Annotated in this window: 13 protein-coding genes; 9 read left to right on the top strand and 4 right to left on the bottom strand. The window is 34.9% G+C overall.

Going from position 1 to position 16,091, the window contains the following annotated elements:
• Window positions 1-105 precede the first annotated feature (105 nt).
• Window positions 106-1,233 carry a TlpA disulfide reductase family protein gene (locus ES674_RS08355; protein WP_148403480.1) on the top strand — a complete coding sequence of 376 codons (1,128 nt, stop codon included), beginning with the start codon at window positions 106-108 and terminating at the stop codon, window positions 1,231-1,233.
• 187 nt (window positions 1,234-1,420) lie between these two features.
• On the opposite strand, the gene ES674_RS08350 is transcribed toward ES674_RS08355, so the two are convergent.
• Window positions 1,421-2,071: a rhomboid family intramembrane serine protease gene (locus ES674_RS08350; protein ID WP_148403479.1), complete on the bottom strand. Its 651-nt coding sequence runs from the start codon at window positions 2,069-2,071 to the stop codon at window positions 1,421-1,423.
• Between the two features lie 62 nt (window positions 2,072-2,133).
• Here ES674_RS08350 and ES674_RS08345 point away from each other — a divergent pair, with 62 nt between their 5' ends.
• On the top strand, window positions 2,134-3,033 hold the full coding sequence (locus tag ES674_RS08345) for a lysophospholipid acyltransferase family protein (protein ID WP_148403478.1): 900 nt from the start codon (window positions 2,134-2,136) through the stop codon (window positions 3,031-3,033).
• A 4-nt stretch (window positions 3,034-3,037) separates the two neighbouring features.
• On the opposite strand, the gene ES674_RS08340 is transcribed toward ES674_RS08345, so the two are convergent.
• Both ES674_RS08340 and glmM read right to left on the bottom strand, forming a co-directional pair.
• A complete protein-coding gene (locus ES674_RS08340; RefSeq protein WP_148403477.1) occupies window positions 3,038-4,552 on the bottom strand; it encodes an aminotransferase class V-fold PLP-dependent enzyme in 1,515 nt (504 codons plus the stop codon).
• Window positions 4,553-4,577: 25 nt separating this feature from the next.
• On the bottom strand, window positions 4,578-5,966 hold the full coding sequence (gene glmM / locus ES674_RS08335; RefSeq protein WP_148403476.1) for a phosphoglucosamine mutase: 1,389 nt from the start codon (window positions 5,964-5,966) through the stop codon (window positions 4,578-4,580).
• Between the two features lie 73 nt (window positions 5,967-6,039).
• Here glmM and ES674_RS08330 point away from each other — a divergent pair, with 73 nt between their 5' ends.
• From ES674_RS08330 to ES674_RS08320, 3 genes are read left to right on the top strand one after another with little or no spacing between them, the layout of a single operon-like run.
• The gene (locus ES674_RS08330) at window positions 6,040-6,639 is read left to right on the top strand and encodes an acyl carrier protein phosphodiesterase (protein WP_148403475.1); all 600 of its coding nucleotides are present in this window, start codon (window positions 6,040-6,042) and stop codon (window positions 6,637-6,639) included.
• Window positions 6,640-6,647: 8 nt separating this feature from the next.
• Complete coding sequence (gene ggt, locus ES674_RS08325; RefSeq protein ID WP_148403672.1) at window positions 6,648-8,345, top strand: gamma-glutamyltransferase; 1,698 nt, start codon at window positions 6,648-6,650, stop codon at window positions 8,343-8,345.
• A gap of 48 nt (window positions 8,346-8,393) precedes the next feature.
• Window positions 8,394-9,110 carry a hypothetical protein gene (locus ES674_RS08320; protein ID WP_148403474.1) on the top strand — a complete coding sequence of 239 codons (717 nt, stop codon included), beginning with the start codon at window positions 8,394-8,396 and terminating at the stop codon, window positions 9,108-9,110.
• A 121-nt stretch (window positions 9,111-9,231) separates the two neighbouring features.
• Here ES674_RS08320 and ES674_RS08315 read toward each other — a convergent pair whose 3' ends face one another.
• Entirely contained in the window at window positions 9,232-9,756 is a 525-nt protein-coding gene (locus tag ES674_RS08315; RefSeq protein WP_148403473.1) for a hypothetical protein, read from the bottom strand.
• 196 nt (window positions 9,757-9,952) lie between these two features.
• Between ES674_RS08315 and ES674_RS08310 the strand changes: the two genes are divergently transcribed.
• The 4 genes from ES674_RS08310 to ES674_RS08295 all read left to right on the top strand — a co-directional run bounded on the left by ES674_RS08310 (window position 9,953) and on the right by ES674_RS08295 (window position 15,879).
• On the top strand, window positions 9,953-11,974 hold the full coding sequence (locus tag ES674_RS08310; protein WP_148403472.1) for a tetratricopeptide repeat-containing sensor histidine kinase: 2,022 nt from the start codon (window positions 9,953-9,955) through the stop codon (window positions 11,972-11,974).
• Between the two features lie 93 nt (window positions 11,975-12,067).
• Entirely contained in the window at window positions 12,068-12,703 is a 636-nt protein-coding gene (locus ES674_RS08305; protein WP_148403471.1) for a response regulator transcription factor, read from the top strand.
• A gap of 116 nt (window positions 12,704-12,819) precedes the next feature.
• Window positions 12,820-15,651 (top strand): excinuclease ABC subunit UvrA, encoded by a 2,832-nt coding sequence (gene uvrA / locus ES674_RS08300; protein ID WP_148403470.1) that lies wholly within the window; start codon window positions 12,820-12,822, stop codon window positions 15,649-15,651.
• 57 nt (window positions 15,652-15,708) lie between these two features.
• Window positions 15,709-15,879 (top strand): lmo0937 family membrane protein, encoded by a 171-nt coding sequence (locus ES674_RS08295; RefSeq protein WP_148403469.1) that lies wholly within the window; start codon window positions 15,709-15,711, stop codon window positions 15,877-15,879.
• The last annotated feature ends 212 nt before the right edge of the window (window positions 15,880-16,091 follow it).

The following is a 16,091-nucleotide window of genomic DNA, read 5'->3' as shown; positions in this document are numbered from 1 at the left end:
AAGTACTAAAAACAGCACGAAATACACCCTTTAGGATATTAGCTAATTCTTAACAGATATTTTTTAACAATCTACTATATTTGCACAAACTAAAAAACATTGAAAATGATTAAAAAACTTATGCTACTTGCTTTCGTCGTCCTTGCAGTTTCTTGTAAGAATAACGAAACTAAAGAAGGTTATGTTATAACGGGTTCTATTGATAAGGCCGTGGACGGTAAGACAGTAAGACTTCGTAATGCCGATTTAAATAATTCCTTTTTTGTCGATTCTACTGTTGTGAAAGACGGTAAATTAACATTTACAGGCGCTGTTGAATCACCAGATTTATATGTAATCACGATTGACGGTATGGTTGGCGGTACGCCAATTGTATTGGAAAATAAGGATATTACAATTGAATTTTACAAAGATAGCTTACAATCTTCTGTTGTAAAAGGAAGCCATGAAAATGATATTTTTCAAGTATTCAAGAAAATATCAGATCCTATTAGAGCTAAAAATGAAACAATGGGTCAAGCTTATATGGCAGCTAGAAATACGGGTGACACCATTCAAATGACAGCGATTCAAGATGAGTTTAAGAAAATTGTAGACGAAGGAAATGCTAAAAACCTAGAAGCAATTAAAAAGCATAATGATGTAGTAACAAGTGCTGCAATTCTTGAAAACCTAGTTCAAACAAAAGGTATTGATTTAGATAAAGCGCAAGAACTGTATGAGAATTTCACCGAGCCGGTTAAAAACAGCCGTATTGGTAAAAGTATTGCAGCTATTGTAAATGCATCTAAAGCAACATCAATGGGTAGCGTAGCGCCTAACTTTTCGGCACCTAATCCAGAAGGAAAAATGGTTGCTTTAAACGATATTAAAGGTAAAGTAACTATTATTGATTTTTGGGCTGCTTGGTGTGCACCGTGTAGAAGAGAGAATCCAAATGTTGTTAAGGTTTACGAAAAGTATCATGATAAAGGTCTTGAAATAATTGGTGTGTCTTTAGATGGAAATCCAAGACAACCTAATGCCAAAGACGAATGGATTAAAGCTATAGAACAGGATGGTTTACAATGGCACCAAGTGTCTAACCTAAATTATTTTGAAGACCCTATTGCTAAACTCTATAATATCCAAGCTATTCCAGCTACATTTATTCTAGATAGCGAAGGAAAAATTATTGCTAAAGATTTAAGAGGCGCAGATTTAGAAGCTAAAATTGCAGAGCTTTTAGATTAAGTTGCAATCAAATTATAGAAAAAAGCCTTTCCATTTGGAAAGGCTTTTTTTATTCATAGCACTTTTCTATACTAACTTTTAAATCTTTACACCTCAAACCTCTATTCTCACTTTTCACTTTTCACTTTTCACTTTTCACTTTTCACTTTTCACTTTTCACTTTTCACTTTTCACTTAAAGAAGTATATCAAATTTTCCCCAATTTCTTCAATACAAATAGTAAAATTATAGGCAAAGCTAACAATCCAATCATAAGTAGGTTTTTTTCAAACAACCAAGTCGCCAACAATAAGGTTATAACATAACCACCAATAGCGCCGCCAAAATGCGCATCATGACCAATATTGCCAAGTCTATTTTTCATGCCATAAATAGAATATAATAAATAGCCAATCCCAAAAATATAGGCTGGAATGGGTATAGGAATAAAAAACATATACAAACTCATATTAGGCTGTAGTAAAATAGCCGAATAAATAACACCCATAACCGCGCCACTGGCACCAACAGCACTGTAATGAGGCTCATCTTTATGAAAATATAACGACAGTAAATTCCCCATCACTAAACTTCCAATATAAATAACTACAAACTGAATATCTCCAAGAAAGCCAATAACGACATCCGCAAAAATGAACAGCGAAAACATATTAAAAAACAAATGAGCCATGTCCACATGTAAAAATCCAGAGCTAAACATGCGTATTTTTTCACCTCGAAGAATACTTCCAATATGGAATTTGTATTTTTCAAAAAACGGATGATCACTGAAACCTTTGAATGAAATCAAGGCATTCGCCGCAATAATTACAATAAGAACCAAACTTAAATTGCCCATAAATAGTAAACGTTTAAAAAGAATATAACATATATTTGTAGCTGCAAATCTAAAATTAATTCATGCATTTTCTTGCTTATATTCTAATTTATCCCATTTTATGGTTGGTGTCCATTTTGCCCTTCCGATTATTGTATGCGGTTTCCGATGGTTTATTCGTCTTAATCTATCACATTATAGGCTATAGAAAAAAAGTAGTTAAAGAGAATTTAAAGCTCGCCTTTCCTCATAAATCTGATGCTGAATTAAACAAAATTCGAAAGAAATTTTACCATCATTTATGTGATATGGTTTTGGAATCTATCAAATCCCTAACCATTTCGGAAGCAGATATGAAAAAACGCTTCACATTTACTAATATAGAGGTCATTCAGCAATTAGAAGATGAAAATAGAAGCATCGCGCTAATGTGTGCACATTATGGAAGTTGGGAATGGATTTTTATTCTGCAAACCTATATGAAAAATCAAGGGTACGCCATTTATAAACGTTTAGCTAATAAATATTTTGATGGTTTGGTTAAGCGTATTCGCGCTAAATATAACAGCCACCTAATTACTACCAAAGAAACCATTCCTGTACTAATGCAGTTAAAAAAGGAAGGGAAAGTTACCATTTGTGGTTTTGTTTCAGACCAGTCACCTAAAGCCGAAAGAGCATTTCATTGGAATGAATTTATGGGTATAACGGTTCCCGTGCACACGGGTGCAGAAATGTTAGCTAAAAAGCTTGATATGTCTGTGGTCTTTTTTGGAGTGAAGAAACTGAAACGCGGTTTTTATGAAACGACGTTTACAACTTTAGCATACCACCCGAATGAGTATCCAGACTATGCCATTACAGACCGTTTCCTAGATTTAGTTGAAGCGCAGATTAATGAGGCTCCAGAATATTATTTATGGACGCACAAGCGCTGGAAACATCGTGATAAAGTGCCAGCAGAATATCAAAAGAACGTTTAAGGTTTTATGATAATAGAAACCAGCTAGTAACTAGCGTTTCCATTTCATCCATTTCTTGATTTACTAGTGAGTTATGAATAAACTCATTCGTCATTTTATTGTAGTCATAATCGTTTTTCCAAGCCGCGTGATTTTCAGCTAATGCTTTAATACTATCACATACATACTGCACTTCAGCGTTGGTTGTTGTTGGATGAATAGACATACGAATCCAACCTGGCTTGCGCGTTAATTCACCTAGCGATATTTCACGAGTCAGTTCATTGGAGGTCTGTTGATCTACATGTAGTAAAAAATGACCATAAGTGCCAGCACAGCTGCAACCGCCACGTGTTTGAACACCAAACTTATCATTTAGTAGTTTTACGCCTAAATTAAAATGGAGATTGTCAATATAAAATGAAACAACACCCAACCTATCGGTATGCTGCCCAGCTAGAATTTGTAGATTTGGTACATTACCTAATTCATTAAAAACTACTTTTAATATTTCATGCTCGCGCTCCAACATATTTTTAACGCCCATTTGCTCTTTTAACTTAATGGCTAGAGCTGTTTTTATGGCTTGTAAAAAACCAGGCGTGCCACCGTCTTCACGATCTTCAATATTATCAATATATTTATGTTCTCCCCAAGGATTTGTCCAACTTACGGTGCCGCCACCTGGATTATCAGGAATCATATTTTTATATAATTTCTTGTTGAAAATTAATACACCAGAAGTTCCAGGACCGCCAATAAATTTATGAGGTGAAAAGAAAATAGCATCCAAAGCTTTGGTTTCATCTTCTGGATGCATATCAATATCCACATAAGGTGCAGAACATGCGAAATCTACAAAACAAACGCCGCCATGTTTATGCATCATTTGCGCAATATCATGATGCGGATTTTGAATACCTGTAACATTAGAACCGCCAATAACGGAAGCTATTTTAATGGGACAATCTTTATGTTCTATAAGAAGTTTCTCTAAATTCTCTAAACTGAATAAGCCGGCTTCTGAAGGCGGAATAACCACTACTTTCGCAATGGTTTCCAACCAGGTTGTTTGGTTAGAATGGTGTTCCATATGAGTAATAAAAACAACGGGGCATAAGTCTTCTGGAACAATCGTATGATTCTTTAAATTCTCTGGAACTTTTAAACCTAAAATACGTTGGAATTTATTGATAACTCCCGTCATCCCGTTTCCAGAAACAATGAGTACATCATCATCACTCGCATTCACATGTTTTTTAATAATATGCTTGGCTTTATGATACGCTTTCGTCATAGCCGTTCCTGAAACAGTAGTTTCGGTATGGGTATTTGCTACATAAGGTCCAAAAACATTAGTTATTTTCTCTTCAATTGGGCGGTATAAACGTCCAGAGGCTGTCCAATCCGTGTAAATGATTTTTTGAGTTCCATAAGGCGATTCAAAAGTCTGATCTACACCAATAATGTGCTTTCTAAATTGACCAAAATAGGTTTCTAAATCTGTTGAAACTTCTGAAGATGTTTGTGTACTAATCATGCGTATTTATTAAGTTGCCAAAGTACTAATTATTAGCCACAGCTTCTATTTCTGCCATGACTTTATTAGCCAAGGCATCTGCTTCTTCTTGTGATGGGGCTTCGGTATAAACCCGAATAATAGGCTCTGTATTAGACTTTCGTAAATGTACCCAACTGGTATTAAAATCAATTTTTACACCATCAATAGTTGTTACCCGTTCATGACTATATTTGGCTTCCATAGCTTTTAAAATAGCATCCACATCCAATTCTGGTGTTAAAGCTATTTTTTTCTTACTCATAAAATAACTTGGATAGCTGGCGCGTAAATCACTAACAGACATTCTCTTTTCAGCTAATAAGCTCAAAAATAACGCCACGCCAACTAAAGCATCACGCCCGTAATGGGATTCTGGATAAATAATGCCACCGTTTCCTTCACCACCTATAACAGCCTTGTTTTTTTTCATTAAATCTACCACGTTTACTTCACCAACGGCGCTTGCTTCATAAGTACCGCCATGTTTTTCAGTTACGTCACGCAAAGCTCTTGTAGAACTCATATTACTCACCGTATTTCCTGGCGTTTTACTCAATACGTAATCTGCACAGGCAACCAAGGTATATTCTTCGCCAAACATCTGGCCTTTTTCATCCATAAAAGCTAAACGGTCTACATCGGGGTCAACCACAATTCCCAAATCAGCACGCTCTTTTACAACGGCTTCAGATAAATCTGTTAAATGCTCTTTTAAGGGCTCTGGGTTATGAGGGAAATGTCCCGTTGGATCACAATATAATTTCACGGTATGAACCCCTAATCGTTCTAGCAATAAAGGAATAGCAATGCCACCTGTAGAATTCACACCATCAACCACCACTTTAAAATTCGCATTTTCAATAGCGTCTCTATTTACCAATTCCAAATTTAAAACCTGATCAATATGCATATCGATATAAGCATCATTCTTCGTAATTTTCCCTAAACTATCCACATCGGCAAAGCTCATGGTATCACCTTCTGCCAATGCGAGAATTTTAGCGCCTTCTTCGCCATTTAAAAATTCACCCTTATTATTTAATAATTTTAAAGCATTCCATTCTTTCGGGTTATGGCTAGCCGTTAAAATAATCCCGCCATCGGCATGTTCCATGGGCACAGCAATTTCAACGGTTGGTGTTGTAGAAAGACCTAAATCAATAACATGAATTCCTAAACCAACCAAGGTATTCATGACTAAATTCTGAATCATTTCACCAGAAATACGGGCGTCACGACCAACAACTACGCGGTAAATGTCTTTTTTATATTGCGCTTTTAGCCAAGTTCCATAAGCGGAAGCAAATTTTACAGCATCAATAGGCGTTAAATTATCGCCAACTGCGCCTCCAATAGTTCCTCTGATTCCCGATATAGATTTTATAAGTGTCATGTTTTTTCGTTTAATTTCAACAAATATAAGTTTTATATGTGTTTTCTTAAGTATGAATTTGTAAATTCGAATTATGAATTTTTTAGCGCATATTTATCTTTCGAACAACCAAAAACAGGTAACGATTGGGAATTTTATGGCCGATGGTATTCGTGGCAAGAAATATAAAGAGTTCCCAAAAAACATTCAAATCGGTATGTTATTGCATCGTGAAATAGACACCTTTACTGATGCACATCCTGTGGTTAGACAGAGCACTAAAAAGCTTCATGAAAATTATGGCCATTATAGCGGCGTGATTGTTGATATTTTTTACGATCATTTTTTAGCTAAAAACTGGACCACCTATTCAGAGGTGCCTTTAGCAGATTATGCACAGAATTTTTATGAACTTTTACAGGATAATTTTGACATACTCACGCCGCGAATACAAAATATGTTACCCTATATGATAGACGGTAATTTGTTAACAAGCTATGCTGAAATAGATGGCATCCAGTTTGTATTAGAGGGTATGAATAGACGTACCAATAACAAATCCAATATGCATAATGCCACGCATGAACTTGTAAAATACTATGATGAATTCGAATCTGAATTCAGGTTATTTTTTGAAGATTTACAGGTTTTTGCTGCCGAAAAACTAGAAACTATTACCAAAACAATAATTTAAATAGGATGATGAAGAGTATCTCACTCTTGCTAGTAATCGCTGTTTTTTATAGCTGTAAAGACAAAGCAGAATTAGCAGAAACGACCCAAAAACAAGGTTTAGTTACTCAAAAAGCGATGGTTGTTTCAGCCCGTACGGAAGCTTCCAAAATTGGTAGTGCTATTTTAGAACAAGGCGGAAACGCTTTTGATGCTATGGTTGCTACAGAATTAGCTTTAGCCGTAGCATTTCCATATGCTGGAAATATTGGTGGTGGTGGTTTTATGGTTTACCGCATGAATTCTGGTGAAATTGGCGCTTTAGATTATCGCGAAAAAGCTCCCATGGCCGCGACAAAAGACATGTATTTAGACAGTTTAGGTCAAGTTATCCCTGGTAAAAGCACTACGGGCGCTATGGCAGTTGGTGTACCTGGAACAATTGCCGGTGTATTTGCAGCACATAAAAAATTTGGTATTTTACCTATTGAAACCATTATGAAACCGATTATTGAATTGGCTGAACGTGGCGTTATTGTTACTAAAAAACAAGCGGCAAGCATTGCGTATTTTCAACCCTATATCAAAGCAGTTAATCCTAACGGAACTGTCTTTGATGGCGTTTGGAAAGAAAACGATACCGTAAAATATCCAGCTTTGGCAGCGACTCTAAAAGCGATTATGATGAACGGTCGTGATGAATTTTATAAAGGTGAAACAGCTAAAAAATTAGCAGCCTTTATTCAGGCTGAAGGCGGAATTATAACTGAAGAAGATTTAGCGCGTTACGAAGCCCAATGGCGTAAACCTGTGACTTTCACCTATGACGATTTAAAAATAATTTCTATGTCGCCACCTTCAAGCGGTGGAATTGCATTAGCACAAATGATGAAAATGATTGAACCCTACAATCTTTCGGAATTTGGACATAACAGCTTAAAAACGATTCAAATTATTACCGAAGCCGAACGCCGTGCTTATGCCGATAGAAGTTTCTATTTAGGCGATCCAGATTTTGTAAACATTCCTAGTGATTCTTTAATCAGTACACGATATTTGGCAGGAAGAATGGCCGATTTCTCTTTTGAAAAAGCTACTAAATCAGCCGATATGAAACATGGGGCTGTTCAAATTATAGAAAGTGACGAAACGACCCACTACTCTATTGTGGATCAATTTGGAAATGCCATCGCCGCAACAACAACGTTAAATAGTGGTTTCGGTTCTAAATTATATTCTAAGGAATTAGGCTTTTTCTTAAATAATGAAATGGATGATTTTAGCAGTAAACCGGGTGAACCTAATGTATATGGTTTAGTTGGTGCTGAAGCCAATAGCATTCTTCCTGAAAAACGCATGTTAAGCTCTATGACGCCAACTATTGTTGAGAAAAACGGTGAATTATATATGACGCTTGGAACACCAGGCGGATCGACCATTATAACCTCTGTGCTGCAAACCATATTAAATGTGCATGAGTTTGGTATGAGCATGCAAGAAGCCGTTGATGCTCCTAGATTTCATCACCAATGGTTACCAGATTATGTCCGTATGGAGCCCGAAGTTTTTAAAGGCAACTTAAAATCAGAATTAGAAGCCAAAGGTTATATTATTACTGAAGAAGATGCACCCGTTATTGGAAAAGTGGATGGTATTTTAATATTGGATTCTGGTAAATTACAAGGTGGAGCAGATTCCAGAGGAGATGATACAGCTGTTGGATTTTAAACCGAATTACCTTGCCATTTTAGAAAAGTCTACCTTAATTAAATCCTTATGAAAATCAAGAAAACTCTAAAAATAACTGTCGGTTTTATCATCTTTTTCACGCTTCCTAGCATGATTTTTTTAGGCTTTATATATTTTAGATACAATGAAGATTTGCCGCTTGGTGATGAAGGTGCGCCTGCAGAAGCACTTGCGCAAAGCATGCTAGAGGCTTTGGATTATCAAGCTTACGAGGAAACCAATTATATAGAATGGACTTTTAAAAACCAGCATCATTTTAAATGGCAAAAATCTGAAAACACCTGTGAAGTTCACTGGAAAAAAAACAAAGTAAATCTTAATTTAAATAACCCGAGCTTAAGCAAAGCTTACGTGAATAATTTAGAGGTACTAAATGAAAAAGCTGAAGACCTTATTGAAAATGCCTTAAGCTATTTTAATAATGATTCCTTTTGGCTAGTAGCGCCTTACAAGGTTTTTGATCCCGGAACGGAGCGTAGAATGGTGATATTAGAAAACCAAGAAAAAGCCTTGTTGGTTACCTATAAAACAGGAGGCAGCACGCCAGGCGATTCGTATTTATGGATTCTAAATCCCGATAACAAACCCGTTAAATTCAAGATGTGGGTGGATATTCTGCCAATTGGCGGATTTGAAGCCTCTTGGAATGATTGGACAACTACTGAAAGTGGCGCCATACTTCCTACTTTCCATGAAATGTTATTTATGGGGATTAAAATAAATGCTATTATTGGAAGGAAATGAGTTCTCAGTATTCAGTTTTAATAGCATAAATGGATGGTTTTTCAAGTGGTTTTAAAACACTAAAACTGTATCTATAATAACTAAAGTACTGCGATTGCGACTGCTACTGTAAACTAAACACTTATTTAGAACGCTGCCCAACAAACTGTTGTTCTTTCAATTTAAAAAGCACATTGAAAGACGTTAAACTGCCATAACTTCTAGTGATATATTGCTGCAAGTCAATTTTTTCTTGCTCTTCTAAATTGCTGGCATTAATTTTTTGTTCCATAACACGCAAGCGATCACGAACCATCGTTATTTTGTGAAAAAAGCTATCAATAGGCACCTCACTCGATTTTAAATTAGAATCGCCAGGTTCTAAAATGAGCTTCCCACCTTTCCATTTATCAGCAATATGAACTACTTCACTGGCATCACTCCAACGTTTTAAAATCTGTACCAAACTGCTTTCAACATCAGCAAAACTTACAGAATCTACATCGTCTTCAGCCGCTTCAATCACTTCAAATTCAGAATCAATATCTATGGTTTCTAAACCATTTTCAATAAAAGTTACCCAATAATGCTTAGAAGTCACATTAGTGACAACACCTTTACCAAATTCTGGATGATTTATTCGTGAGCTAATTCCTAGTATGTTCATTTTAAAAGGTTTTATAAATTTGAAGTGCAATAATAACAAATCTGTAGGTATTCGAATTAAAAATTTAAATTTTCACTTAAAGCTTTATCTATTCCTTCACAATTAACCAAAGTTCTTACACTTTTTAAACCTAAAACGAGATGAGCTATTTCATTTCAACTTTAAATGCTCTAGTTTTACGCAAACCAAAGATACCATGAGATTTTATTTCCTGTTCATAGTGCTATTAATTCCTATTTTTTTAAATGCCCAAGACGAAGATTTAAGCAAAAATAAAAGTTTATTGAATTTAAGTAATGAACGCACTTCTAAAGCCGAACGTCTCAAATTTCTAGACAGTCTTTCGGGAGAAATACGCTACGATTCCACTTTTAATGCGGACTCGATTTTTAGGGTAACTATCAGTTTTGCTCAAAAATTAGATTCTATTAATATTGCCGTAAAACACACAACCAATTTTATAAATTATCTGAATTATGGCACCAATGAATATGATGAAGCTAAAGAAATAATTAAAAGCACCATTCCTATTTTATCACAAGTTACCAAGCCGAATTTAATTGATGATTTTTATTATGAAGCAGCTTATCTTCACTATGATTCCAGACATTTTGAGGAATCCATAAAACTATTTGATAGTTCTTATGTATACGCCGAAAAATATCAGTCTGAATACATGGAATTATCCAAATTCGCCAAAGGTATGGCGCTACTCAATACAGGGGATTTTGGTGCAGCTTCTATTACACTGCAAGAAGCGTCTAAAATGTTTCAAGAGAAAAAAGACACGGTTTATTGGTTAAGTGCTAAAAATTCTATCTCTATATTATATAGTAAAAATGGCTTTTTTGAAGAGGCAAAAAAAGAGCGAGATGAACTAATAAAAATTGCTAATACAACACATTCATATCATAATTTACCTGTTGTATATTATAACAATGCGGCAGATGATCATAAACTAAACAACCAAAAAAGCCGGATTAAAAACTTAAAGTTGGCTGTAGAAGCCAATGATAGATTAGAAAAGAAAGCCTATTTTGATGTACCTCTTAAATTTGGTTTAGCGGTTGGTTTAGCAGAAAACGATAGTTTAAAACAAGCCAAAGCAATTATTGAAGATTTAGAACGTGACGAAAACAGCACTATTGGATACAACAGACCATTTTATTTAGCCGCTAAAATGCGCTATGCTTTTGCCGAAAAAAATTATACAGAAGCCATACGTTATGGAATTGAAAATTATGAATTAAAAAATGAAAGTGATCAATATGAAGAATTGCAAGAAGCTTCTTTATTTTTATCAAAAGTGTATGAGCGTATGGGTGATCCGGATAAAGCATTTTCACATTATAAAAAATACACCCAAATTAAAGATTCCATTGGCAGCAGTCAAAACACGCGAGTTTTAGCCTATTATCAAACCATATATGAAACTGAAAAGCGCGATTTAACCATTCAGAATCAAACGAGTAATATTGCTTTATTAGATACCAAAAATAAAGTAAAAAATCAATGGTTAATGTTTGGAGGTTTAGGATTACTATCAGTTTTTGGATTTGTAACGGTTGTTCGTTCTAGAAATTTCGCAAAAAACAAACAGAAATTACAAGAAGCCTTTACGCAAGATATTATTAACACCCAAGAACAAGAACGCACCCGGTTAGCTTTTGAGTTACACGATTCTGTAGGCCAACAACTCATGCTATTAACGCGGAAATTAAAAACAATAGACAACCCAGATTATGGAAATTTAGCCAATGACACGTTGGCCAATTTACGTTCCATTTCTCAAGGTTTATATCCAGCGGCACTTGAACGCCTAGGTTTTACAGCTGCTATAGAAGATTTAGTTAATGAATTAGATGAAGGCACCGACGTGTTTTTCACACTAGAAATAGAAAACACAGACAACTTAATCAATAAAGACAAAGCTTTACACCTATACAGAATTACCCAGGAAGCTTTAAATAACACCATAAAGCATGCTGAAGCTAAAGCTGTTTTTGTCAGTTTAGAAACCGAAGCCAACCATATTGTTATGACTATAAAAGATAACGGGAAGGGGTTTGACTATAACCAAGCTATTAAAACATCCAAAAGTTTAGGAATGAAATCGCTCATGGAACGTTGCAAAATAATATCAGCCAAATTGGAAGTGGAATCTGCTATTGGAAAAGGCACGAAAATAGTTATAAAACTTCCTATTGAAATAGTTTAAATGCTGCACCTTTCGATCAAAAAATAAATACAACTAACGTTAATTAGTGTATTTTTACAAATGTAATAAAACCCATTTTTTTATAAGATTCCCATGTCTAAAAAAAACATCACCATCGTTATTGCCGAAGATCACCCTATTATGCTAAAAGGTTTAAAACAGGAGCTTGAACAAGCTGGTTATACCATTATAGGTACGGCAGAAAACGGGAAAGAAGCTGTAAAAACCATCACCAATTTAAAACCAGATATTGCACTATTAGATATTGAAATGCCCTTTTTAAATGGCTTCGAAGTTATGTCGGCCTGCAAAGAATATGCGGATTTAAACACGCGATATATTGTTATGACCTATCATAAACAGAGAAATTTTGTTGCTCAAGCTAAAAAAATAGGGGTTCATGGTTATTTGTTAAAAGAAGATAGCATGACAGAAATAGAAAAATGCATCGCAACTGTGATGGAAAACGGGAATTATTACAGCAGTTCTTTTTCTGAAAATTTGGAATCTCATGTTGAAAACGAGCTTAAAAAACTCGAATTATTAACACCTTCCGAGCGTAAAATTGTAGAAATCATTGCCAGTGGGAAAACATCTACTGAAATTAGTGATATGCTCTGTGTTTCTCCAAGAACTATTCAAAAACACCGTACCAATATTATTGAAAAATTGCAGTTAGATGCCGCACCGGATTCACTTATAAAATGGGCGAAAGAATATAAAAGTTAAAAATAATAAGTAGCACTGCTTTTTTAACAAAACTCTAAATATCAACTCCTTTATTTTTAATGGCATAAACTGTACCTTTGCAAATTGGTCTGTAAAACAGACTGAATTGCTATGCTATGAGTAAATTTGAAGATACAATTGAGGTTCAAGGCGCTCGCGTTCATAACCTAAAAAATATAGATGTTACCATTCCAAGAGAAAAACTTGTTGTTATTACAGGCTTATCTGGTAGTGGAAAATCATCATTAGCCTTTGATACCATTTATGCCGAAGGTCAAAGACGTTATATTGAAACCTTTTCGGCTTACGCACGCCAATTTTTAGGTGGATTGGAACGTCCTGATGTGGATAAAATTGATGGACTTTCACCAGTTATTGCTATTGAGCAGAAAACAACCAGTAAATCACCACGGTCTACTGTTGGAACCATTACTGAAATTTACGATTTTTTACGTTTACTTTTCGCACGAGCTAGTGACGCTTACAGTTATAATACCGGCGAAAAAATGGTTAGTTATAATGACGAGCAAATTAAAGACCTGATTACCGAAACGTTTAATGGAAAACGTATTAATATTTTGGCGCCAGTTGTGCGCTCTAGAAAAGGGCATTACCGCGAATTATTTGAACAAATTGCAAAACAAGGTTTTGTAAAAGTAAGAACTGATGGTGAAATACGCGACATTACCAAAGGCATGAAATTAGATCGATACAAGAATCACGATATCGAAATTGTCATAGACCGTCTTAAAATTGATGCCTCTGCGGATAATGATAAACGCCTAACTGAAACCATAAACACCGCTATGTATCACGGCGAAGATGTGCTGATGGTTATTGATCAAGATTCGGAAGAAGCGCGCTATTTTAGTCGAAATTTAATGTGTCCAAGTTCTGGTATATCTTATCCCAATCCGGAACCCAATAATTTTTCATTTAACTCCCCAAAAGGCGCTTGCCCAACTTGTAATGGAATTGGAACTTTGTATCAAGTAAATGCTAAAAAAATAATTCCGGACGATACTTTATCCATAAAATCGGGCGCGTTAGTACCACATGGTCCACAAAAAAATTCTTGGATTTTTAAGCAGTTTGAAACGATAGCACAACGCTATAACTTTTCATTGAATGATGCCTATAAAGATATTCCTGAAGCTGCTAAACACATGATTTTATATGGTGGTAATGAGAAATTTGCTGTCGAAAACAAAAATTTAGGTGTCACCCGAGATTATAAAATTGATTTTGAAGGTGTTGCTAATTTCATTGAAAATCAATATAATACTGCTGAAACAACCTCTTTAAAGCGTTGGGCAAAAGATTATATGGATAAAGTAGTTTGCAACACCTGTGAAGGTGCGCGTTTGCGTAAAGAATCGCTTTATTTTAAAGTGAATATTCTAAACATTGCCGAATTAGCAAATAAGGATATCGTTGATTTATCATTATGGTTTAAGGATTTACCCAATCATCTTACGGAAAAACAACTTAAAATTTCCGAAGAAATCATTAAAGAAATTTCATCAAGAACGCAATTTTTATTGGATGTTGGATTAGATTATCTATCCTTAAATCGCGGTTCCAAATCGCTTTCTGGTGGTGAAGCACAGCGTATTCGTTTAGCTACACAAATTGGGTCGCAATTGGTTGGTGTTTTATATATTCTGGATGAACCAAGTATTGGTTTACACCAACGAGATAATGAAAAATTGATTAAATCCTTAATTTCACTTCGCGATATTGGGAATTCTGTTATTGTGGTAGAACATGATAAGGATATGATAGAAAATGCCGATTATGTTATTGATATTGGTCCACATGCCGGGAAACATGGTGGGGAAATAATTAGTGTTGGCACACCCGACGAAGTCAAAAAACATAATACCCTTACTGCAGATTATTTAAACGGGAAAAAAGAAATTGAAGTTCCTAAAGAGCGTCGTGAAGGCAATGGGAAAACCATTTCATTAAAAGGGTGTACAGGAAATAACTTAAAAAATGTATCCATTGATATTCCTTTAGGGAAAATGATTGGTGTAACTGGTGTTTCTGGTAGCGGAAAATCGACTTTAATTAATGAAACGCTTTATCCTATTATGAACGCCTATTATTTTAATGGCGTTAAAAAACCGATGCCTTATAAAAGCATAAAAGGTTTAGAACATATTGATAAAGTAATTGACGTGAACCAATCGCCAATTGGTAGAACGCCACGAAGTAATCCGGCGACGTATACGGGTGTTTTTAGTGAAATTCGAAGTCTATTTGCTAAAATACCGGAAGCCATGATTCGTGGTTATAAACCTGGGCGTTTTAGTTTTAATGTTAAAGGTGGACGTTGTGAAACCTGTCAAGGTGGTGGTTTACGTGTTATTGAAATGAATTTTTTACCCGATGTTTATGTAGAATGTGAAACCTGTCAAGGCAAACGTTTTAATCGTGAAACGTTGGAAATTCGTTATAAAGGAAAATCTATTAGTGATGTATTAAATATGACCATGAATGAAGCGGTTGGGTTCTTTGAGCATATTCCAAAAATTCATAAAAAGGTTAAAACCATTCAAGATGTTGGTTTAGGGTATATTACTTTAGGTCAGCAAAGCACCACGCTTTCTGGTGGTGAAGCGCAACGTATTAAATTAGCTACGGAATTAAGCAAACGCGATACAGGAAATACCTTTTATATTCTAGATGAACCTACAACAGGTTTGCACTTTGAAGATATTCGTGTATTGATGCAAGTTTTAAATAAGTTGGTAAATAAAGGAAACACCGTTTTAATTATTGAGCACAATTTAGACGTTATAAAAACCGTAGATTATATCATTGATGTAGGTTACGAAGGCGGTAAAGGTGGTGGTGAAATTGTTGCCAAAGGCACGCCCGAAGAAATTATAAAAAACAAAAAAAGCTACACAGCACAATTTCTTAAAAAAGAGTTAAGTTGATATATTTCTCATTTTAATTTAGTAGATTAGTTGTACTAACCATTAAAATTTAAAAATATGAGAAGTTTACTTTGGCTTGTAGCCGTTATTTGTATAGTCGTTTGGTTACTTGGATTTCTAGGCGTAGTTCCTGGTTTGGAAACCAGTAATTTAATTCACATTCTGCTTGTTATTGCTGTAATCGTGATATTATATAACCTTATTTCAGGCCGAGGTCCTTTGAGATAAACTATTTAAAATTAAATATATAGAAAAGACAAATCTTCATGATTTGTCTTTTTTTGTGTTTATTTAAAATCAAAAGTGTATCAAAAAAATAACAATTTTAAAATGTGAATTCCTGTAAATAAAGGATGTGATATGTATATAAATCACTTAAATTTGCTTTTGGATTATAATTTCCTCCACCCTTTAAAATACAGTATTACAGATTATAAAGA

Origin of the sequence: Bizionia myxarmorum (genome assembly GCF_008086205.1) — a bacterium.
In the GTDB taxonomy this organism is placed as follows: Bacteria; Bacteroidota; Bacteroidia; order Flavobacteriales; family Flavobacteriaceae; genus Algorimicrobium; species Algorimicrobium myxarmorum.
This window is presented reverse-complemented; position numbering and strand designations above follow the sequence as displayed.